The organism is Falsiroseomonas oryziterrae (assembly GCF_021864505.1).
GTDB classification, from domain to species: Bacteria; Pseudomonadota; Alphaproteobacteria; order Acetobacterales; family Acetobacteraceae; genus Falsiroseomonas; species Falsiroseomonas oryziterrae.
In genome coordinates this window covers 1-21,360 of sequence record NZ_JAKJIB010000033.1, presented here as the reverse complement: position 1 = coordinate 21,360, position 21,360 = coordinate 1, and the positions used below count along the sequence as shown (strand labels likewise).

General features: G+C 71.3%; 19 protein-coding genes. 16 read left to right on the top strand and 3 right to left on the bottom strand.

Annotation, left to right across the window (positions count from 1 at the left end; genetic code table 11):
- Nucleotides 1–287 (top strand): urease accessory protein UreH domain-containing protein (locus L2I40_RS05120; protein WP_237213797.1); only part of this gene is annotated, 287 nt, incomplete at its 5' end.
- Between the two features lie 66 nt (nt 288–353).
- A complete protein-coding gene (locus tag L2I40_RS05115; RefSeq protein WP_237213796.1) occupies nt 354–3,260 on the top strand; it encodes a calcium-binding protein in 2,907 nt (968 codons plus the stop codon).
- A 45-nt stretch (nt 3,261–3,305) separates the two neighbouring features.
- Here the strand turns inward: L2I40_RS05115 and L2I40_RS05110 are convergent, their stop codons facing one another.
- A complete protein-coding gene (locus L2I40_RS05110; RefSeq protein WP_237213795.1) occupies nt 3,306–4,088 on the bottom strand; it encodes a DUF2189 domain-containing protein in 783 nt (260 codons plus the stop codon).
- Between the two features lie 269 nt (nt 4,089–4,357).
- Here L2I40_RS05110 and ccoN point away from each other — a divergent pair, with 269 nt between their 5' ends.
- The 10 genes from ccoN (at nt 4,358) to L2I40_RS05060 (ending at nt 13,149) form a co-directional block, all read left to right on the top strand.
- Nucleotides 4,358–5,866 carry a cytochrome-c oxidase, cbb3-type subunit I gene (ccoN, locus tag L2I40_RS05105; protein WP_237213794.1) on the top strand — a complete coding sequence of 503 codons (1,509 nt, stop codon included), beginning with the start codon at nt 4,358–4,360 and terminating at the stop codon, nt 5,864–5,866.
- A gap of 13 nt (nt 5,867–5,879) precedes the next feature.
- The gene (gene ccoO / locus L2I40_RS05100) at nt 5,880–6,608 is read left to right on the top strand and encodes a cytochrome-c oxidase, cbb3-type subunit II (RefSeq protein WP_237213793.1); all 729 of its coding nucleotides are present in this window, start codon (nt 5,880–5,882) and stop codon (nt 6,606–6,608) included.
- A gap of 12 nt (nt 6,609–6,620) precedes the next feature.
- Entirely contained in the window at nt 6,621–6,797 is a 177-nt protein-coding gene (locus L2I40_RS05095) for a cbb3-type cytochrome oxidase subunit 3 (RefSeq protein WP_237213792.1), read from the top strand.
- 13 nt (nt 6,798–6,810) lie between these two features.
- Nucleotides 6,811–7,683, top strand: a complete 873-nt coding sequence (ccoP, locus tag L2I40_RS05090) for a cytochrome-c oxidase, cbb3-type subunit III (protein ID WP_237213791.1) — start codon at nt 6,811–6,813, stop codon at nt 7,681–7,683.
- A 33-nt stretch (nt 7,684–7,716) separates the two neighbouring features.
- Nucleotides 7,717–9,234 (top strand): cytochrome c oxidase accessory protein CcoG, encoded by a 1,518-nt coding sequence (ccoG, locus tag L2I40_RS05085; RefSeq protein ID WP_237213790.1) that lies wholly within the window; start codon nt 7,717–7,719, stop codon nt 9,232–9,234.
- Nucleotides 9,231–9,734: a FixH family protein gene (locus L2I40_RS05080; protein WP_237213789.1), complete on the top strand. Its 504-nt coding sequence runs from the start codon at nt 9,231–9,233 to the stop codon at nt 9,732–9,734. Before ccoG ends, L2I40_RS05080 begins: the two co-directional genes overlap by 4 nt.
- On the top strand, nt 9,731–12,094 hold the full coding sequence (locus tag L2I40_RS05075; RefSeq protein ID WP_237213788.1) for a heavy metal translocating P-type ATPase: 2,364 nt from the start codon (nt 9,731–9,733) through the stop codon (nt 12,092–12,094). Before L2I40_RS05080 ends, L2I40_RS05075 begins: the two co-directional genes overlap by 4 nt.
- Nucleotides 12,091–12,252 (top strand): cbb3-type cytochrome oxidase assembly protein CcoS, encoded by a 162-nt coding sequence (gene ccoS, locus L2I40_RS05070; RefSeq protein WP_237213787.1) that lies wholly within the window; start codon nt 12,091–12,093, stop codon nt 12,250–12,252. Before L2I40_RS05075 ends, ccoS begins: the two co-directional genes overlap by 4 nt.
- Nucleotides 12,249–12,428, top strand: a complete 180-nt coding sequence (locus L2I40_RS05065) for a hypothetical protein (protein WP_237213786.1) — start codon at nt 12,249–12,251, stop codon at nt 12,426–12,428. Before ccoS ends, L2I40_RS05065 begins: the two co-directional genes overlap by 4 nt.
- Nucleotides 12,429–12,582: 154 nt before the next feature.
- Nucleotides 12,583–13,149: a hypothetical protein gene (locus L2I40_RS05060; RefSeq protein ID WP_237213785.1), complete on the top strand. Its 567-nt coding sequence runs from the start codon at nt 12,583–12,585 to the stop codon at nt 13,147–13,149.
- Between the two features lie 66 nt (nt 13,150–13,215).
- On the opposite strand, the gene L2I40_RS05055 is transcribed toward L2I40_RS05060, so the two are convergent.
- Nucleotides 13,216–13,911: a hypothetical protein gene (locus tag L2I40_RS05055; protein ID WP_237213784.1), complete on the bottom strand. Its 696-nt coding sequence runs from the start codon at nt 13,909–13,911 to the stop codon at nt 13,216–13,218.
- Nucleotides 13,912–14,002: 91 nt separating this feature from the next.
- Nucleotides 14,003–14,458, bottom strand: coding sequence for an Lrp/AsnC family transcriptional regulator (locus tag L2I40_RS05050; protein ID WP_237213783.1), 456 nt, complete (start codon nt 14,456–14,458; stop codon nt 14,003–14,005).
- A gap of 109 nt (nt 14,459–14,567) precedes the next feature.
- Between L2I40_RS05050 and L2I40_RS05045 the strand changes: the two genes are divergently transcribed.
- From L2I40_RS05045 to L2I40_RS05030, 4 genes are all read left to right on the top strand, one after another.
- Complete coding sequence (locus L2I40_RS05045) at nt 14,568–17,963, top strand: indolepyruvate ferredoxin oxidoreductase family protein (protein WP_237213782.1); 3,396 nt, start codon at nt 14,568–14,570, stop codon at nt 17,961–17,963.
- Between the two features lie 77 nt (nt 17,964–18,040).
- Nucleotides 18,041–19,198, top strand: coding sequence for an acyl-CoA dehydrogenase family protein (locus L2I40_RS05040; RefSeq protein WP_237213781.1), 1,158 nt, complete (start codon nt 18,041–18,043; stop codon nt 19,196–19,198).
- A gap of 8 nt (nt 19,199–19,206) precedes the next feature.
- A complete protein-coding gene (locus L2I40_RS05035; RefSeq protein ID WP_237213780.1) occupies nt 19,207–19,629 on the top strand; it encodes a VOC family protein in 423 nt (140 codons plus the stop codon).
- A 76-nt stretch (nt 19,630–19,705) separates the two neighbouring features.
- Nucleotides 19,706–21,103: a M20 family metallopeptidase gene (locus L2I40_RS05030; protein WP_237213779.1), complete on the top strand. Its 1,398-nt coding sequence runs from the start codon at nt 19,706–19,708 to the stop codon at nt 21,101–21,103.
- Nucleotides 21,104–21,360: the final 257 nt, after the last annotated feature.

Below are 21,360 nucleotides of genomic sequence, written 5' to 3'. Positions count from 1 at the left end.
CGCCAACCGGGCTGCGCGGCGTCGCGCTCGGGGTGATGCTGTCGGCGCTGCCCTGCGGGCTGCTCTACGCGGCGCTGGCGGGCGCGGCGGCGACGGGCTCGGCGCTGGCCGGCGCGATCGCCATGACGGCCTTCGTCGCGGGCACCGTGCCGGCGCTGGTCGGGGTGGCGCTGCTCGGCAGGCTGTTCCTCCGCCGTGCGGGGCCGACGCTGCAACTGGCGGGCGCCGCGCTGTTCGCGCTGAACGCCGTCGTGCTGGCGGGGATGGCGGTGCGGCTGGTGGCCTGACGCCGTTCACCGATCGGCAAGCTGTGGCGGCGTAGGCACGCCGTCTCCCCGACACCGAGCGCGGCCATGTCCGTCACGGTCTCCGTCACGGTGGTCTCCGCCACCGTGCCGGACACGATCTTCGAGAATGCGCGGCCTGGCGACTGGGAGGGCGCGCTCGTCTTCTCGGGCGGCGTGCTCGAGGTCGCGCTGACCGGGCCGGATGCGGCGCTGTTCGAGGCGACGTTCGACCGCGCGCGCCAGACGCTGTCGATCGTGCCGGTCGGCGCCTTCGACGCGGAAGCCTGGCCGGTGCCGCACGCCTTCAGCTTCGGCGTCTCCGTGCGGACCGCGGCGGGATGGCTGACGCTGCCGCAGAGCTGGACCGTCGCGCTGCTCGGCACCGACGACACGCCGCCTTCGGACCTCCGCTTCCTCAGCGGCGGGACGGTGCTGAACAACGATCCCGGCGCGGCGATCGGCACGCTCGTCGCCGACGATCCCGACACGGCGGGCGCGCTGCAATTCACCGTCGCCTTCCCCGACGCGGCGCTGCTCGAGGTGGTCGGCACGATGCTGAAGCTGCGCGAGGGCGTCGCGCTGACCGGCTTCGTCGGCCCGCGCGACGTCTTCATCGAGGTCTGGGACGGGCTGAACCTCTCCGCCTTCGTGCTGACCGTCACCGTGCTGGCGCCGGGCGCGGCGACGCCGGTGCAGCAGGGCACGGCGGCGGCCGACACGCTGGCCGGGACGGCGGGCCCCGATCTGCTGCTCGGCCTTGGCGGCAACGACCGGCTGCTGGGCGATGACGGCGACGATACGCTGGAGGGGTGGGAGGGCGCCGACACGCTGGACGGCGGGGCGGGCAACGACCGCCTCGACGGCGGGACGGAGGCCGACAGCCTCGTGGGCGGCCTCGGCGACGACTGGCTGTCCGGCGGAGAAGGCGACGACACGCTGCGCGGCAACGAGGGTGCGGACACGCTGGTCGGCGGACCGGGACGCGACCTGCTGGACGGCGGCAGCGGGACCGACAGCCTCGACGGGGGGGAGGGCGAGGACAGCCTGCTCGGCTTGGCCGACAACGACGCGCTGTTCGGCAATGCCGGCGCCGACACGCTGGACGGCGGCACCGGGGACGACCGGCTGGACGGCTACACCGGCAACGACCTGCTCCGCGGGGGCGACGGCGCCGATTCGCTGGCCGGCGGCGAGGGCGCGGACACGCTGGACGGCGGCCCAGGCGCGGACAGCCTGGTGGGCGGGCCGGGCGACGACACCTATCTCATCGAGGACCTGCTCGATGCGATCCGGGAGGAGCCGGGCGAGGGCGTCGACACGATGATCGTCGGCGTGGCCGCGACCATCGCCCCCGGGATCGAGCGGCTGCGGATCCGCGACGGCGCGGGCGACATCGCGGCCTTCGGCGCCGCCTTCGACGACATCCTGACCGGCAACGAAGGTGCGAACCTGCTCGACGGCGGGGCCGGGGCGGACACGCTCGACGGCGGCGCCGGGAACGACACGCTCGAAGGCGGCGCCGGCGCGGACAGCTTGTTCGGCGGCCTCGCCAACGACCGGCTTTCCGGCGGCGGCGACGATGACCGCGCCGATGGCGGCGTCGGCGACGACACGCTGTTCGGCAGCGCCGGGCGCGACACGCTGGCGGGCGGCGACGGCAATGACTGGCTGCTCGGCGAGGCGGGGGAGGACAGCCTGCTCGGCGGCCTCGGCAACGACACGCTGGAGGGCGGCGACGCGGCCGACACGCTGGATGGGGGGGCGGGGGCCGACAGCCTGCTCGGTGGCACGGGCGCCGACAGCCTGTCGGGTGGGAGCGACGCCGACACGCTGCGCGGCGACGGCGATGCGGACACGCTGCTCGGCGGCGACGGCGGCGACCTGCTGTTCGGTGGCGCGGCGGGCGACCTTCTCGACGGCGGACCCGGCAGCGACACGCTGGACGGGGAGGAGGGTGCCGACACGCTGCGCGGCGGCGCCGGGGCGGACAGCCTGGTCGGCGGAGCGGGCGCGGACCGGCTGGAGGGCGGGACGGAAGCGGACACGCTCGCCGGCGGCGACGGCAGGGACGTGCTCGACGGCGGCGCGGGCAACGACCGGCTGGAGGGCGGCGCGGAGGCCGACCTGCTGCTCGGCGGCGAGGGCGCTGACCTGCTGCTCGGCGGCGACGAGAACGACCTGCTGGCGGGTGGCATCGGGAACGACACGCTCGAGGGCGAGGCGGACGGCGACCTGCTGCTGGGCGAGGATGGCGACGACCTGCTGCGCGGCGGGGCGGGGAACGACACGCTGCTCGGCGGACGGGGCAACGACACGATCGAGACCGGGACCGGCTTCGACCGTGCCGATGGCGGGCCCGGCGACGATCTGCTGCGTGCGGGCCCTGACGGCGGCGAGCTGCGCGGGGGGGAGGGCGCGGACACGCTGGAATCGGGCGGCGGGCCGGGGACCCTGCTGATCGGCGGCCTCGGCAACGACACCTATGTCGTGCGCGGCGCCGGCGAGCGGATCCTGGAGGAACCGGGCGCGGGCATCGACACCGTCCGCATCGAGATCGCGAACGGAAGCTACGTGCTGCCGGAGGGGCTCGAGGTGCTGGTGTTGCTCGGTGGCACGGTCGGCGGGATCGGCAACGCCGCGTCGAACCGGCTGGTGGGGAACGCCCTCGGCAACCTGCTGTCCGGCGGTGCGGCGCAGGACACGCTGCAGGGTCTGGCGGGCGACGACACGCTGATCGGCGGGCAGGGGCAGGACGTCTTCGTCTTCGGCCCGAACGAGGGGCGCGACGTGGTGCGCGACTTCACGCCGGGCGAGGACATCCTGCTGTTCACCGGCGGGGCCTTCGGCTCCGCCGGTGCGGTGTTGGCCGCGTCGCGCGCCGGGCCGTCGGGTCTCGAGGTCGTGCTGCCCGGCGGCGTCGTCGTGCTGGACGGCATCGGCGCGCTGCGCGCGGTCGACGTGCTGATCGTCTGACGCGCGCTGCGGTGCCTGGAGGAGACGCGACGGCGCCGCGCCGGCCTACCGCACGATGTCGCGGTAGGCGTGCCAGGTGGCGTGGCCGATCAGCGGCAGCACGAGCGCGAGGCCGAGGAAGAAGGGCACCAGCGCCATCGCGGTGAACACCACGATCAGCCCAGCCCAGAAGGCCATCGCCCGCCAGTTGTCGAGCGTCGCCTTGATGGAGATGACGATCGCCTCGATGGCCGAGATGTCGCGGTCCACCAGCATTGGGATGGACACCGCCGAGACGGCGAAGGCGATGGAGGCGAGCACGAAGCCGACGCCGGTGCCGACGATCAGGAAGGGCAGCAACTGGTCGGAGCGCAGCAGCGCGCCGGGCAGCTGCTCGAGCGTCGGCGAGAAGCCGAGGCCGAAGAAGACCGCGAAGAGCAGCCCGGCCATCCGCACCCAGAACAGGTTGATGATCAGCAGCACCGCGCCCATCAGCGCCAGCTGCGGCGCGTTGCGCCGGAAGGCCTGCAGCGCGATGCCGAGCGAGACCGCCTCGCCCTTCTCGCGCCGTCGGCTGGTCTCGTAAAGGCCGGCGGCGACCACGGGCCCGACCAGGAAGAAGCCGGCGACGGCGGGCAGCACGGCCCAGAGCGCGCCGGCGGCGATCAGCAGCAGCACCAGCGCCCAGCCGGCGACGACGACGGCACCGCCGTAGAAGAAGCCGATATGCGGCGTGGCCATGAGGTCACGCCATCCGGCTTCAAGCCAGGTCCAGGGCCGGTCGTTCGATACGACCTGGATCTGCACGCGCCCCGCGGGCGCCGCGGCCTCGGCGGTTTCGGTGGTCATCTCGGCACGCCTCCCCAGTGTGTCGCGCCCAGCCTGCCGCGCGACGTGTCGCGCGAGGATGGATCGCGCGTCATCTTCCCGCCGGGCACGCCGCGGCGCCAGCGGGAACGAGGACGTGCGACATGCGCCGCGCGTGACACTCACGTTAGACGCTGTGCGGCGCAGCACGACTTGATCCTGATCAAGGACGGTTCCCCAGTTGGAGGGTTTTCTCGCGCCACGTGCCGGTCGGTCGCGACCCGGGCGCGCGGACGGGGAGAACCGACCTCATGTCAGCAACAGGCTACGACGCGAGCCTAGCCGGAGCGGCGACTGGGACGCCGTCCGCGGTGCGCGTCGAGACCTATGTGGAGGCGCCGATCCGCGCCTTCGCCATCGCCACCGTGTTCTGGGGCGTGGTGGGCTTCCTGATGGGGGTGCTGATCGCCTCCCAGCTCGCCTGGCCGCTCCTCAATCTCGACCTGGAATGGACCACCTTCGGGCGGCTGCGCCCGGTGCACACCAGCGCGGTGATCTTCGCCTTCGGCGGCAACGCGCTGTTCTGCACCAGCCTCTACGTCGTGCAGCGGACCTGCCGCGCGCGGCTGTTCGGTGGCGAGCCGATGGGCTGGTTCCTCTTCTGGGGCTACCAGTTCGTCATCGTCGCCGCGGCGCTCGGCTACGTGCTCGGCGTCACGCAGGGCAAGGAATACGCCGAGCCCGAATGGTACGTGGACCTGTGGCTGACGGTGGTGTGGGTGCACTACCTGGTGGCCTTCGGCGGCACGATCATCAAGCGCGAAGAGCCGCACATCTACGTCGCGAACTGGTTCTTCCTCGCCTTCATCATCACCGTCGCGATGCTGCACATCGGCAACAACCTGGCGCTGCCGGTGACGCTCGGCCATTCGAAGAGCTACGGCCTGGCGTCCGGCGTGCAGGATGCGATGATCCAGTGGTGGTACGGCCACAACGCGGTGGGCTTCTTCCTGACCGCGGGCTTCCTCGGGATCATGTACTACTTCATCCCGAAGCAGGCCGACCGGCCGATCTACTCCTACCGCCTGTCGATCGTGCACTTCTGGTCGCTGATCTTCCTCTACATCTGGGCGGGTCCGCACCACCTGCACTACACCGCGCTGCCCGACTGGGCGCAGACGCTCGGCATGGTGTTCTCCATCATGCTGTGGATGCCGTCCTGGGGTGGCATGATCAACGGCGTGATGACGCTCTCGGGCGCGTGGGACAAGCTGCGCACCAACCCCGGGCTGCGCTTCACGGTCGCCTCGCTCGGCTTCTACGGCATGTCCACCTTCGAGGGGCCGGTGATGTCCATCAAGGCGGTCAATTCGCTCAGCCACTACACCGACTGGACGATCGGCCACGTGCATTCGGGCGCGATGGGCTGGGTCGGCTTCGTCACCTTCGGCGCGCTCTACTGGCTGATCCCGAAGCTGTGGGCGAAGAAGGGCATGTACAGCGAGAAGCTGATCTCCTGGCATTTCTGGATCGCCACCCTCGGGATCGTCTTCTACATCACCGCGATGTGGGTGTCGGGCATCCTGCAGGGCCTGATGTGGCGCGCCTACGACGAGAACGGCTTCCTGCAGTACAGCTTCATCGAGACCGTCGCCGCGATGCATCCCTACTACGTCATCCGCGTGCTCGGCGGCGTGCTCTACCTCGCGGGCGCGCTGATCATGGTCTACAATGTGTGGATGACCGTCACCCGCGGAGAGCAGGAGGAGGCGGTCACCGCGCCTGCGCCTGCCTCGGCCGTGACGGCTGCCGCCGAGTGAGAAGGGCAGAGCGATGAAGTGGTTCAATCACGCCGTCATCGAGAAGAACGTGATCCTGATGGGCGTGCTCACGCTCATCACGGTCTCGATCGGCGGCCTCGCCCAGATCGTGCCGCTCTTCACGGTGGCGACCACGATCGAGCGGGTGGAGGGGATCCGCCCCTACACCCCGCTCGAGCTCGCCGGCCGCAACATCTACATCCGCGAAGGCTGCTACACCTGCCACAGCCAGATGGTGCGGCCCTTCCGCGACGAGCTGGAGCGCTACGGCCACTTCAGCCTGGCGGCGGAGAGCATGTACGACCACCCGTTCCAGTGGGGCTCCAAGCGCTCGGGCCCCGACCTCGCGCGCGTCGGCGGCCGCTACTCCGACGACTGGCACGCGGCGCATCTGCGCAGCCCGCGCGCGGTGGTGCCTGACAGCATCATGCCGCCCTACGCCTTCCTGGACCGGCCGCTGAACTACGGCGACATCCAGAGCCACCTGCGCGCGCAGCGCGCCATCGGCGTCCCATACACGGACGAGATGATCGCGAATGCCCGCGCCGACCTCGAGGCGCAGGCGATGCCCGACCGCGACGCGGGCGGCTTCCAGGGCCGCTACGCCCGGGCCCGCCAGGCCGCTTTCGACGGCAATCCCCGCGTCGTCACCGAGATGGATGCGCTGATCGCCTACATGCAGATGCTCGGCACGCTCGTGCAGTTCCGCGACGTGACGCCCGAGCAGCTGCGGCAGCAGTGAGGAGGCCGACAGATGTTCGACATCCTCGCCAGCAACCAGTCCCTCCTCTCCACCCTCTGGGTGGTGTGGTTCTTCGTCCTGTTCACCGGGGTCATCCTCTACGTGATGGCCCCCTGGCGGAAGCGGAGCTACGAGCGCGCGGGCGATATCCCGCTGCGTGACGAACCCCCCGCATCCCGCCAGCGCTGAGGGGAAAGCCTCGATGCCGACCAAGATCGAGAAGGATGCCCTGACGGGCACCATGACCACCGGCCACGAATGGGACGGGCTGAAGGAGCTGAACACGCCGCTGCCCAAGTGGTGGCTCTACCTGTTCTACGCGACGATCGCCTTCTCCGTCGTGTGGGTCATCCTCTACCCGGCCTTCCCCTTCAAGGGTTGGACGGGCGTCACCGGCTGGGTGGCGCGCGAGGCGGTGATGGACGACGTCAACGCCGCCAATGCACGGATGGCGCCGATGATGAACCGGATCCGTGAGGCGACGCCGCAGCAGATCGCGGCCGACCCGCAGCTGCGCAGCTTCGCCATGGCGGGCGGGCGCATCGCCTTCGCCAACAACTGCGCCGGCTGCCACGGCGCGGGCGGCCAGGGCGCGCCGGGCGGCTTCCCGAGCCTTGCCGACGACGACTGGATCTGGGGCGGCACGCATGACCAGATCCGCGCGACGATCGCGCACGGCATCCGCGCAGGCGAGAGCGACGAGGAGCGGACCAGCATCATGCCGCGCTTCGTCGCCGACGGCATGCTGACGCTCGCGCAGGCCAACGACGCGGCGGAGTTCGTGCTCTCCCTCTCCGGCCGGGCGACGGACCAGCCGGCGGTGGAGCGCGGTCGTGCGCTCTATGCCGACAACTGCGCCTCCTGCCATGGCGATGGCGGCGAGGGGAACCGCGACGTCGGCGCACCGCGGCTGAACGACCGCGTCTGGCTGAACGGTTCCGACAAGGCGGCGATCGCCCGCTTCATCGGCGCGCCGCGGCTCGGCGTGATGCCGTCCTGGGGCGGGCGTCTCGACCCGGCCACCGTCAACATGCTGACCGTCTACGTCCACGCGCTGGGCGGCGGCGAGAACTGAACCTGCTGCACGCGGGCCGGGGAGGCCGCGGCGATGAACGACGTGACGGCACGCGAGAAGCTGAAGCCGCCGGGGGCCTTGCCCCCGGCGCCCGAGCCCTCGCTCTACGCCAACCGCCAGAAGGTCTATCCGAAGGCTGTCGCCGGCCCGGTGCGGACGGCGAAATGGGCGGTGCTGATCCTCTGCCTCGCCGCCTACTACCTCGTCCCGCTGATCCGCTGGGATCGCGGGCCGGATGCGCCGAGCCAGGCGGTGCTGGTCGATATGGAGCATGGCCGGCTCTACTTCTTCTTCTTCGAGATCTGGCCGCAGGAGGTCTACTACCTTACCGGCCTCCTCATCCTCGGCGCCATCGCGCTCTTCGCGGCGACCAGCCTGTTCGGCCGCGTCTGGTGCGGCTTCGCCTGCCCGCAGACGGTCTGGACCGACCTCTTCATGTGGGTGGAACGCATCATCCAGGGCGACCGCAACGAGCGCATGCGGCTCGACAAGCAGCCCTGGACGGCGGAGTGGCTGAAGCGCAAGACGCTGACGCATGCCGCCTGGCTCGGCATCGCGGCGGCGACCGGCGGCGCCTGGATCATGTACTTCAACGACGCGCTGGAGATGACGCCGCGGTTCTTCACCGGCCAGGCCTCCATGACCGTCTATTTCTTCTTCGGCCTCTTCACGCTGACGACCTATGTGCTCGCCGGCTGGGCGCGCGAGCAGGTCTGCACCTACATGTGCCCCTGGCCGCGCTTCCAGGCGGCGATGCTCGACGAGAATTCGCTCGTCGTGTCCTACCGCGCCTGGCGCGGCGAGCCGCGCGGGAAAGCCAAGGCAGACGGCGTGGGTGACTGCGTCGATTGCCGCGCCTGTGTGAATGTCTGCCCGACCGGCATCGACATCCGTGACGGGCAGCAGCTGGAATGCATCGGCTGCGGGCTCTGCATCGACGCCTGCGACGACATCATGGCGAAGCTCGATCGGCCGAAGGGGCTGATCGCCTTCGAGACGCTCGGCAACATCGCGGCCGCCGAGGCGGCGACAAAGGCGATGTCGCCCTGCGCGGCGCGCGTGCCGGCCGGCATGGCGGCGCGCAAGGTGCCGAAGTTCATCCGCGCGCGGACGATCATCTATGCCGCCGTGCTGGCCGGCGTCGCCTCCATCATGCTCGGCGCCTGGCTGCTGCGGCAGGAGGTGACGCTCGCCGTGCTACGGGACCGCGCGCCGCTCTATGTCGCGCTGTCGGACGGCGGCATCCGCAACGCCTATACGCTGAAGATCGCCAACAAAGCGCGCGAGGCGGGGGATCTCACGCTCGTGCTCGACAGCCCGGCGCGGCTGCAGCTGCAGGTGCAGGAATCGGCGGAGCTCGGCCCGAACCGCTTCCGCGTGAGCACGCGGCCCGACGGCATCACCGAATGGCGTGCGCTCGCCACGCTGCCGCCGGGGCAGCCGACGCGCGAGAGCACACCCGTCACCTTCCGCCTGCTCGATGCGCGCGGCCGGACGGTGGTGCGCACGACCAGCGTGTTCCTCGGCCCGCATGAGGGAGGCCAAAGATGAGCGACAGCACGGTCCATGGCACGGTAGACCGGGGGCTCGACTACGACCCGAACCGCAGCCGCTGGATCCCCTGGGCTTTCGTGGGCGCCTTCGCGGTGATCATCTCGGTCAACATGGTTCTGGTCTACGCGGCGCTGACGACTTTCACCGGTGTCACCACCGGCAAGTCCTATGACCGCGGCCGGGCCTACAACGAGGTCCTGGCGGAAGCCGCGCGGCAGGACGCGCTCGGCTGGCAGGCCCGCGTCACGCTGCAGGACGGCGTGGTTTCCCTGCTCGCCCACGACCGCGAGGGGCTGCCGCTCGGCGGCCGCGTGGAGGGCGTGCTGCTGCGGCCGCTGGAAGGCGCGGAGCTTCGGCTCGACTTCGCGGCCGCGGGTCCCGGCAAGTTCATCGCCTTCGCCGACCTGCCCGGCCGCGGCCAGTGGGAGGCGCGGCTGACCCTGACGAACGAGCGCGGCGAGCATCTCGACATCCGGCAGAGGCTGATCGCGCCGTGACGATCGCGGCCGGCTTCCCCGACGGGCTCGCGCCCGGGCAGGCCGGGCTTTCGCGCGCGGCCTGCGCGCATTGCGGCGCGCGGCTCGCGCCGGGTCAGGGCGAGTTCTGCTGCACCGGCTGCTCCGGTGCCCACGCCTTGGTGCGCGGCCTCGGGCTCGACGCCTTCTACCGCCGGCAGGAGACGGCGGCCGGCACGCTGCGCCCGCCGGAGGCGCTGTCCACCGACTTCGCGCCGCATGCGCGCGCGACGTCGCCGGGCACGATGGAACTCGACCTCATCGTCAGCGGCCTGACCTGCGGCGCCTGCGTCTGGCTGGTGGAGCAGGCGCTCGCCGCCGAGCCCGATGTCGTCAAGGCGCGGGCGAGCCTGTCGTCGCGGCGGCTGACCGTCGCCTGGCGTGGCGAGGCGCGGCGCGCCAACGACCTGGCGAGCCTCGTCGCGCGGCTCGGCTTCAAGGTCGCGCCCTGGTCGCCGGCCTGCCTGCGCGCGACGGAGGATGCGGAAGGCCGCGCGCTGGTGCGCGCGCTCGGCATCGCCGCCTTCGGCTCGATGAACGTGATGCTGGTGTCCATCGCGGTGTGGGTCGGCACCGACATGGAGCCGGCGACGCGCCACCTGATGCACTGGCTCGCCGCGCTGATCGGCCTGCCGACGGTGCTGGTGGCGGGCATGCCTTTCTACCGCTCCGCCTGGGAGGCGATCCGGGCCGGGCGCGTGAACATGGACCTCGCGGTCTCGATCGGCGTGCTGGCGACGACGCTGATGTCGTTGAGCGAGACCTTCCGGAACGGCGACTACACCTGGTTCGACGGCGCGACCTCGCTGCTCGCGCTGCTGCTGGCCGGCCGCGTGCTGGACCGCGCGATGCGCCGCCGGGCGCGGCAGGCGGTGGCGGAGCTGCTGGCGCTGCAGGAGGGCACGGTGGCGCTGCGGCTGTCCGACGGCACGACGCGCGCCGTCCCGGCCGAGAGCGTGCGCGCCGGGGACTTCCTGCTGGTCGCGGCGGGGGAGCGTTTGCGGCTCGACGGCGTGGCGGAGGAGGCGGTCACGCTCGACACCTCCGCCACCACCGGTGAGTCCGTGCCGCGGATCCTGACGCCCGGCGAGGCGCTGGCGGCGGGTGCCGTGAACATGGGCCAGCCCTTCGTCATGACGGTGACGGCGGCGGCGAAGGACGGGTCGCTGGCGCAGCTCGCGCGGCTGCTGGAGCGGGCCGAGCAGGGGCGTGGGCGCTTCGTCTCGATCGCCGACAAGGCGGCGCGGCTCTACGTGCCGGTGGTGCATGTGATCGCGGCGGCCACCTTCCTCGGCTGGTGGCTCGGCGTCGGGGTATCGTGGCAGGCGGCGCTGGTGCCGGCGGTCGCGGCGCTGATCGTGACCTGCCCATGCGGCCTGGCTATCGCCGTTCCCGCGGTGCAGGTCGCGGCGGTCGGCGCGCTGTTCCGGCGCGGCGTGCTGGTCGCCTCGCCCACCGCGCTGGAGCGGCTGGCGGGTGCGGACCATGCGGTGCTCGACAAGACCGGCACGCTGACCGAGGGGCATCCGGAGCTGATCGAGGACGAGACGCTCGACCCCGAGCTGCTGCGCGAGGCGGCGGGCATGGCGCGGGCCAGCCGGCATCCGCTGGCGCAGGCGCTGGTGCGCGCCTGCCCCGATGCACCGGCGCTGCCCGGCGTGCGGGAGATCCCGGGGCGCGGGCTGGTGCGCGGCAGCCTGCGGCTCGGCAGCCCAGACTTCTGCGGCCTCGGCGAGGATCAGGGCTCGGGCATGACGCTGGTCTTCTGCGTTGCGGGGGAGGCGCCGGTGATCTTCCGCTTCGCCGACCGCCTGCGCGGCGACGCGGGTTCCGCGGTGGCGGAGCTGCAGGCGCTCGGGCTCGAGACGGAGCTGCTGTCGGGCGACGGCGCGGGCGCGGTCGAGGCGGCGGCGGCCGCGGTCGGCATCGGACCATGGGAGGCGCGCGCGACGCCGGCCGGCAAGGCGCGGCGCATCGAGGCGTTGCGCGCGGCGGGGCGGCATCCGCTGATGGTTGGGGACGGGATCAACGACGCGGCCGCGCTCTCCCTCGCGCATGTCTCGGTCAGCCCGGGCACGGGGACGGACCTGGCGCAGGCGGCGTCCGACATCGTGCTGCGCGGCGAGGGGCTGACGGCGCTGCCGGCAGCGGTGCGCGTCGCGCGCATGGCGCAGCGCCTGGCGCGGCAGAACATCGTGTTCAGCCTGGTCTACAACGTGGTCGCGGTGCCGATGGCGGTGCTCGGCTTCGTGACGCCGCTGATCGCGGCGCTGGTGATGGCGAGCTCCTCCATCATCGTGATCGTCAATGCCCTGCGGGCCGGGAAGGAGGCGAGCGCATGAACGCCCTCGTGTTCTTGGTTCCTGCGGCGCTGGTGCTCGGGTTGCTCGGGCTGGCGCTGTTCCTGTGGACGCTGAAGTCGCGCCAGTACGACGACCTGGACGGCGCGGCGAGCCGCATCCTGTTCGACGACGACCTGCCGAGGAAGGACAAGCGATGATCTACTTCATGGTGATGGGTGCGATCCTGGCGGTGCTGGGGCTGGGCGCGATCTCCGCTTCGGAGGAGCTGGGGCTGACGCTGTTCGGCTACGGGCTCTTCGGGTTCGGCGTCCTTTTCGCGCTGTTCCTGCTGAAGCGGCACTTCGACCACCAGGATGGCGTCGCGCGGCCCTGACGGCGCGCGCATCCGCTCGGGCGCGGCTCTCGAACTGCGTGCGCCGGGCGGTCCAGACGTATCCAGAGTGTGCAAATCGTCCCACGCCGCGTTGCGTGCGTCGGCCGGAGTTGCAACAGTCGCGAGCCGATATCTGACATCGGTGGAGGGATACATGACCAGCCTGCGCATCCTCGTTGCCGCCGCCTGCCTCGCGCCCGGCCTTGCCGCCGCGCAAGGCGCCGTCGTCGCCTCGACGACGGAGCGAACTGCGATTGTCGAGACGGTGAATATGGCGGAGCGCTCCGTGCTGTTGCGCGGCGATGCCGGCGCGCAGAGCGGCGTGCTGGCGACCGTCCGCGTCGGGCCGCAGGTGCGCAACCTCGCGCAGATCCGGCCCGGCGACCGCGTGGTGGTGACGGTGACGGACGCGATCGCGGCGTCGCTGGCGCGGCCGAACGAGAACCTGCCGGCGACCGGCGCTGCGGCGGTGGCGACGCGCACGCCGGAAGGCGCGCGGCCCGGCGCGAGCCTCAGCGAGGCGAAGCGGATGCGGGTGCGCGTGGAGGGCATCGACCTCGGCCGCAACAGCGTGACCTTCACCACGCCGGAGAACGAGCGGCGGACGGTGCGGGTGGAGAACCCGCGCATGCGCCAGTTCATCCGCACGCTGAACCCGGGCGACCAGGTCGATGTGATCTTCGTGGAATCGGTCGGGCTGCGGGTGCTGCCGCCGGCCTGACAACCCGCCGCGACCCTGCGTGCCGCCGCAGGGTCAGCGGCCTTTCACCGAGCCGGGCGGGCCGGGTTACGACCAGTTGCCGATGCTGTAGATGAACCAAGCATAGCTATCGGCATTGCCGAGTGCGCTGGCCTTGTCGTCGAAGACGTCTTCCGGCGTAACGCCGTCGTCCTCGAAGTAGCAATAGTCCCAGGTGCCCGCGAATTTGTGTGTCGCTTCGTGGATGAACGTCACGGGGCCCATTTTCTTGTCCTGCAATGTGCCGGCCTTGACGTGGATGGCGCCACGCCGGCGCTGCCGGTCTCCTGGCGCGACATTCGGGTTCATCGTTGGAACCCATGTCTGGTAGCTTTTCGACTTCACCTGATTCGTGAAATCGGCCGCGCTGAAGTCGTCCTTGTCCTTGAACGCGACACTCCCGAGTGTCCCGGCCTCGTCACCCTTGAGAAGGCTTCCGGTCTTCAGTGTCACGTCGCCGTCAAGGCCCGTCCGTGTCTTGGTGATGACGGTCCTGATGATCGCGAGATCGGCCGGCGTGATCCCATAGAGGGGCGTGAGGAAGTAGCGGTTCGCCAGCTTCAGTGTCGGTGCGGACAGGGTCCCGGCATAGATCGCCGCGTTCGCGCGCCGGAGGTAAGCGCGCGATGCCTGGAGGACGTCCTGGGCGGTGTTGGCGATCCCCGCATCCGTTCCATTACGGATCATCACGTTCAGGTTCTTGCCGCCGACCTTCTTGAGTTCGCTCTGCACGTAGATCGTCACCGCACTGCCTCCTGACGTTGAGAGGTGGAAGGGCGCAACCCTACGTTGCGTGTGGGTGACTCTGCAATAAATTACTGGTTGCCGCGTCGTCTCACTCCGGCCTCGGCGACAGCTCCTGCTTCAGGCAGCGCAGCGCGAAGCTCGTACGGGTGTGGCGCACGCCGGGCAGGCGGTAGAGCTTGTCGCGCAACAGCCGTTCGTAGCCCGCCGTGCCGCCCACCGCGGCCTTGATGACGTAGTCGTATTCGCCTGTGACGAGGTGGCATTCCAGGATCTCGGGGATGGCGCGCACCGCCTCCTCGAAGCGCCGCAACTGGTCCTCGTCGTGCCGCTCCATCATGATCTCGATGAAGACCGTGTCGGGCAGGCCGAGCGCGGCCTGGTCGAGCAGCGCGGCATAGCCCTTGATGATTCCGGCTTGCTCCAGCCGCTTCACCCGCGTCCAGCAGGGGGAGGGGGAGAGGCCGACGGCCTCGGCCAGCTCGGCATTGGTCAGGCGGCCCTGACGGGATAGTTCCCGCAGGATCTTCTTGTCGATCGCGTCCACCCCGGAATCTCCTTCCGTCCTTTCGGCGATGCACAACAGACTACGGAAGCACTCCCTGGTCAGGCCAGGGCATTCTCCCCATAGTCCAGGAATGAACGGAGCCCTGCCCATGGGCAGCTTGCAGCGCCCCGAAGCGAGCCTCGAGGACCGCTGGAATGCGGCCGGCGAGCCGGTCGTCATGACCGGTATCCAGGCGCTGGTGCGCCTGCCGCTCCTCCGCCGGCAGCTGGACGATGCGCTTGGCTGGAACACGGCGGGCTATGTCAGCGGCTATCGCGGCTCGCCGCTCGGCGGCTACGACAAGGAATTGCTGAAGCAGGCGGAGCGACTGACGGCGGCGCGCGTCGTCTTCCAGCCGGGGCTGAACGAGGACCTCGCCGCGACCGCGGTCTGGGGCACGCAGCAGGTCCCGCTCTCGCCTGGTGCGCGGCACGAGGGCGTCTTCGGGATCTGGTACGGCAAGGGGCCGGGGACGGACCGCAGCGGCGACGTGCTGCGGCATGCGAACAGCGCGGGGACGAGCCCGAAGGGTGGCGTGCTGGCGCTGTCGGGCGACGATCCGGCGGCCAAGTCCTCCACCGTCACCTCCGGCTGCGAGTTCACCTTCCAGGACCTCGAGATCCCGGTGCTCGACCCGGCGGATGTCGCGGAGGTGCTGGAGTTCGGCGTGAAGGGCCTTGCGCTGAGCCGCTACGCCGGCGTCTGGACAGGGCTGAAATGCATCGCGGAGACGATGGACGCGGCGCAGACGCTGCGGGTCGATCCGGCCGCCTATGCGACCCAGGCGCCGCGCTTCGACCTGCCGGAGGACGGCGTGCACCTGCGCATCCCCGACACGGCGGTGGCGCAGGAGCGCCGGCTGCGGACGGTGAAGCTGCCGGCGGCGGTCGCCTTCGCCCGCGCCAACGGCTTCGACCGGATGGTGGTGGACAGCCCCAGTGCCCGCTTCGGCATCGTCGTGCGCGGCAAGGCCTTCGCGACGCTGCGCCAGGCGCTGGCGGATGCCGGCATTTCGCCGGAGTTCGCGCGGCAGAACGGGTTGCGGGTGTGGAAGGTGGGCCTCGCCTGGCCGCTGGATGCGGAGGGCGCGCGCGCCTTCGCGCAGGGGCTCGAAGAGGTGCTGGTGGTCGAGGACCGGCGCGGCTTCCTCGAGCCGCAGCTGAAGGAGGCGCTGTATCCGCTCGCCGAGCGCCCGCGCATCGTCGGCAAGCGCGACGAGCGCGGCGCGCCGCTGCTGTCCGAACTGACCGAACTCGACACCGCGCAGGTGCTGCGCGCGCTGGCGATGCGCTTGCCCGAGGCGTTGCGCACCGAGGCGCTGACGCGCAGGCTCGCGGAGATCGAGGCGCTGGAGCGCGGCGCCGCGGAGCCGCTGGCCGCGCGCGATCCCTTCTTCTGCCCGGGCTGCCCGCACAACACCTCGACGCGCGTGCCCGAGGGCTCGCGCGGGCTGGCCGGCATCGGCTGCCACTGGCTGGTCACCAAGATGCCGGAGCGCGAGACCAGCGCCTTCACGCAGATGGGCGGCGAGGGCGCGCCCTGGCTCGGCATCGCGCCCTTCACGGACGAAGCGCATGTCTTCGCCAATATCGGCGACGGCACCTGGGCGCATAGCGGCAGCCTGGCGCTCCGTGCTGCGGTCGCGGCGAAGGCGAACATCACCTACAAGGTGCTGGTGAACTCGGCCGTCGCGATGACCGGCGGCCAGACGGTCGAAGGCGAGCCGGGCGTGCCGCGCATCGCGGCGCAGATCCGGGGCGAAGGCGTGCAACGCATCGCCGTCGTCTCGGACGATCCCGATCGGCACCGCGACGACCCGGAGATGCCGTCCGGCGTCACCTATCATCCGCGTGCGGAGCTGGACGCGGTGCAGAAGGCGCTGCGCGAGGTGCCCGGCGTCACCGCGCTGATCTACGACCAGGAATGCGCGACGGAGCGGCGGCGCAAGCGCAAGCGCGGCACGGCGGCGCAGGCCGAGCGTCGCGCGGTGATCAACCCGCGCGTCTGCGAGGATTGCGGCGAATGCTCCCGCGTCTCCAACTGCATCGCGGTGGAGCCGGTCGAGACCGCCTTCGGACGCAAGCGGAAGATCGACCAGTCCGCCTGCAACCAGGATCTCTCCTGCGTGCAGGGCTTCTGCCCGTCCTTCGTCACGCTGGTCGGCGCGGAGCCGGCGAAGCCGGGGAAGGTCGCGGTCGAGGGCGCCCTGCCGGAGCCGGCGCTGCCGGCGCCGGTGGACGGCAGGGCATGGAACATCCTGGTCGCCGGCGTCGGCGGGCAGGGCGTCACGGCGCTCGGTGCGATCCTCGGCATGGCGGCGCATCTAGATGGCCGGCCGAGCCGCAGCGTGGATACGCTCGGCTTCGCGCAGAAGGGCGGCGGCGTCTATGTGCAGCTGCGCATCGGCGAGCCCGGCGCGACGGAGGAGAGCATCCCGGCACCACGCATCGGGGCGGGCCAGGCGGATGTGCTGATCGCCTCCGACATGGTGGTGGCGCATGGCCGCAACGCGCGCCCGCTGCTCGGCGGGGCGCGCACCGCGGCGGTGGTGAACGCCGACCTCGCGCCCACCGCGCAATTCGTGCGGGACACGACGACGCGCTACGACGCGGAGGGCATGCTCGGCAGCCTGCGCAGCGCCTGCCGTGAGCTGCATGCGGTGTCGGCGACCGGCGAGGTCGTGGGCCAGCTCGGCGATGCGATCTACCTCAACATCTGGCTGCTCGGCGCGGCGTTCCAGCGCGGGCTGGTGCCGGTGACGGCGGCGGCGATCGAGCAGGCGATCCGGCTGAACGGTGCGCAGGTGGAGCGCAACCTCGCAGCCTTCGCGCTCGGCCGCCGCGCCGCGCTTGACGGGCGCGAGGCCGCGCCGAAGCGGGCCGAGACGCTGGACGAGATGGTGGCGCGCTGCGTGGCGGACCTGACAGTCTACCAGGATGCGCGCTATGCGCTGCGCTATGCCGAGTTCGTCGCGACGGTGCGCGCGGCGGAAGCGCCGCTCGGGTCGGAGCGGCTGTCGCGCGCGGTGGCGACGCAGCTGCATCGCCTGATGGCCTTCAAGGACGAGTACGAGGTGGCGCGGCTGCACAGCCTGCCGGAGTGGCGCGCGCAACTCGCGCGCGATTTTTCCCGAGCCGCCCGCATCGAGCTGAACCTTGCGCCGCCGATGCTCTCGCGCACCGATCCGAACACCGGGCTCCCTGCCAAGCAGCGCTTCGGGCCCTGGATGCTGACGGCGATGGGGCTGCTGCGGCACGGCAAGCGGCTGCGCTTCACGCCGCTCGATCCCTTCGGGCGGACCGAGGAGCGGCGGATGGAGCGCGCGCTGATCGAGGAATACCGCGCGGCGATCGAGGGCTTCCTGCGACGGCTTACGGCTGAGAACCACGCCCTGGTCTGCGACTGGGCCGAGGCGGCTTCGGGCATCAAGGGTTTCGGGCCGGTGAAGGCTCGCAATGTCGAGAAGACCCGGGCCCGGTGGCGGGAGATCGAGGCGGCCCTATAGTTCGCGCCGACGAATACCCCCACCCCGACCCTCCCCCGCTTCGCGGGAGAGGGAGCCGGGATCGCGGAGTGCACGGGATGCCGCTCGACGAAGCCGCCGTCTTCGAACTGCCGGATGCGACGCGGGAGCTGCGCGAGACCGCGCTGGCCTTCGCGCGCGACCGCCTCGCGCCCAATGCGCAGGACTGGGACGAGCGGAAGCACTTCCCCGTCGAGGTGCTGCGCGAGGCCGCGGCGCTCGGCATGGCCGCGCTCTATGTGCGGGAGGAGAGCGGCGGGGCGGGGCTGACGCGCCTTGACGCCGCGGTGGTGTTCGAGGCGCTGGCGACGGGCTGCCCGACGACCTCGGCCTTCCTCTCCATCCACAACATGGTCGCCTGGATGATCGACCGCTTCGGCGACGACGCGCAGCGCGCCGAATGGCTGCCGAGCCTCGTCACGATGGACAAGATCGCGAGCTACTGCCTGACCGAGCCCGGCGCCGGCAGCGACGCGGCGGCGCTCTCGACGCGCGCGGTGCGCGACAACCAGGGCTATGTGCTGAACGGGGTGAAGCAGTTCATCAGCGGCGCGGGCAGTTCCGACCTCTACCTGACGATGGTGCGCACCGGCGGGCCGGGGGCGAACGGCATCTCCGCGCTGCTCATCCCGAAGGACGCGCCCGGGCTTTCCTTCGGTGCGAACGAGCGAAAGATGGGCTGGAACGCGCAGCCGACGCGTCAGGTGATCTTCGAGGATGCCCGCGTGCCGGCGACGGCGCTGCTCGGCGAAGAGGGGCAGGGGTTCCGTTTCGCCATGGCGGGGCTCGATGGCGGGCGGCTGAACATCGGCGCCTGCAGCCTTGGCGGCGCGCAGCGCGCGCTCGACATCGCGCTGGCCTATGTGCAGGAGCGCAAGGCCTTCGGGCAGAACGTGGCGAAGTTCCAGGCGACGCAGTTCCGCCTGGCCGACATGGCGACCGAGCTCGAGGCCGCGCGCACGCTGCTCTGGCGCGCCTGCGCGAAGCTGGATGCGAAGGCCCCGGACGCCACGGCCTTCTGCGCCATGGCCAAGCGCTTTGCCACTGACACCGGCTTCCGCGTGGCGGACGAGGCGCTGCAGCTGCTCGGCGGCTACGGCTATCTCTCGGACTACGGCGTCGAGAAGATCGTCCGCGACCTCCGGGTGCACCGCATCCTGGAAGGCACCAACGAGATCATGCGGCTGATCGTGGCAAGGACCCTGCTCGGACGATAGAGCTGACCGTGCAGCAGCAGCTCTCCGTCGTGACCCTCGGCGTCTCGGACCTCGCGCGGTCGCGGCGCTTCTATGTCGACGGCTTCGGCTGGACACCGGTCTTCGGGAATGACGAGATCGTCTTCTACCAGATGAACGGGTTCGTGCTGGGGACCTGGCTGCGCGAGCGTCTCGCCGAGGACATGCAACGCCCCACGCCGCCAGAGCCGGGCGGTTTCGCGCTTGCGCACAACGTCGCGGAACCGGAGCAGGTCGCGGCGGCGATGCAACGGCTCGAGGCCGCGGGCGGCCGCGTCCTGCGCAGGGCCGACGCACCGCCGCATGGCGGCCTGCGCGGCTATGTCGCGGATCCGGACGGCCATGCCTGGGAGATCGCGTGGAACCCGGTCTGGCCGATCGATGCCGAGGGGCGCGTTCGCTTCGCGACGTGAACGGCGCCGCGCCCTCTGGACCCGTCCGGCCAGGAGGGGCAGCCTGCGGCCAGCCAGCCGACGGACCATGGAACGCATGCCCAGCCGCGACGGCGCCATCGCGCGCGCCCTCTCCTTCTTCGACGATGGCGGCTACGCCGCGCTGCTCTCGCGCCTCGTCGCCATCCCCTCCACCTCGCAGGAGCCGGAGGGCGCGCCGGCGCTGACGCGCTACCTGGAGGAGGGGCTGAAGGACTGGGTGGAGCGGCTCGGCTTCCGCGCCACCATCCACCCGAACCCCGTCGCCGGCTTCGGCCCGATCCTGACCGCCGAGCGAATCGAGGATCCGGCGCGGCCGACCATCCTGCTCTACGGCCATGGCGACACGGTGCGCGGCCTGGACGACCAGTGGCGTGACGGCCTGAAGCCCTGGACGCTGACCGACGAGGGCGATCGCTGGTACGGCCGCGGCAGCGCCGACAACAAGGGCCAGCACGCCATCAACCTCGCCGCGCTGGAGGCGGTGCTCGCCGAGCGCGGGCGGCTCGGCTTCAACGTGAAGCTGGTGATCGAGACGGCGGAGGAACGCGGCTCCACGGGGCTGCGCGACTTCGTCGCGGCGCAGCGCGAGGCGCTGGCGGCCGATGCGCTGATCGCCTCCGACGGACCGCGGGTGGAGCCGGGCCTGCCCACTATCGCGACCGGCACGCGCGGCACCTTCCACTTCGACCTCGCCGTGAACCTGCGTGAGGGCGGCGTCCATTCGGGCCATTGGGGTGGGCTCACGAGGGACCCGGCTGTCATTCTCTCGCACGCGATCGCCAGCATCATCGACCGCAACGGGCGTATCCTGGTGCGCGACTGGCTGCCACGCGGCGGCCTGCCGGAGGGCGTGCGCCAGGTGCTCGCCGGCTGCCCGCTCGGCGGCGGCGAGGGGGCGGCGACGATCGATGCGGGCTGGGGCGAGCCCGGCCTGACTCCGGCCGAGAAGATCTATGGCTGGTGCAGCTTCATCGTGCTGGCCATGACCTCGGGCCGCCCGGAGAATCCGGTGAACGCGGTCGCGCCCTCGGCGCGCGCGCATTGCCAGATCCGCTACACGGTGGATGTCGATCCGCAGCGCTTCGCGCCGGCGCTGCGCGCGCATCTCGACGCCGCGGGCTTCCCGGAGGTCGCGATCGAGAAGGCGGGCGTGCGCATGCCGGCGAGCCGGACCGCACCCGACCACCCCTGGGTGCAATGGGCGCGGGCGAGCATGGAGCGCAGCCTCGGCAAGCGCGTGCAGGTGATCCCGAACTCCTCGGGCGGGCTGCCGGGCGATGTCTTCGTGGACCATCTCGGCGTGCCGCTGGTCTGGATCCCGCACAGCTACTCCGGCTGCAAGCAGCACGGGCCGGACGAGCACCTGCTGAAGGCCACGGCGCGCGACGGCATCGCGGCCTTCGCCGGGCTGTGGTGGGATCTGGGCGAGGCGGGGACGCCGGCGCGGAGGTAAGATTGCATCCAGGTAACGCATTGCTGCGTTACCTTTCCTCACCAGGCGTGACCCACTCCGCAATGGTCGCGTTGCATCGGCGGAGCATCCTGATGTTATCGCCGGATCGGTCCGGCCGAAGGAGACCCCGATGAAGACCACCCGAATCCTGCTGCTCGGCGGCGCCGCGCTGCTCGCGGCCGGCGCCTTCGCCGCCCCCGTCCTGGCCCAGCCCGGCCCTGGCGGCGGCCCTGGCCGCGGCAGCGGCGGGTTTGCCG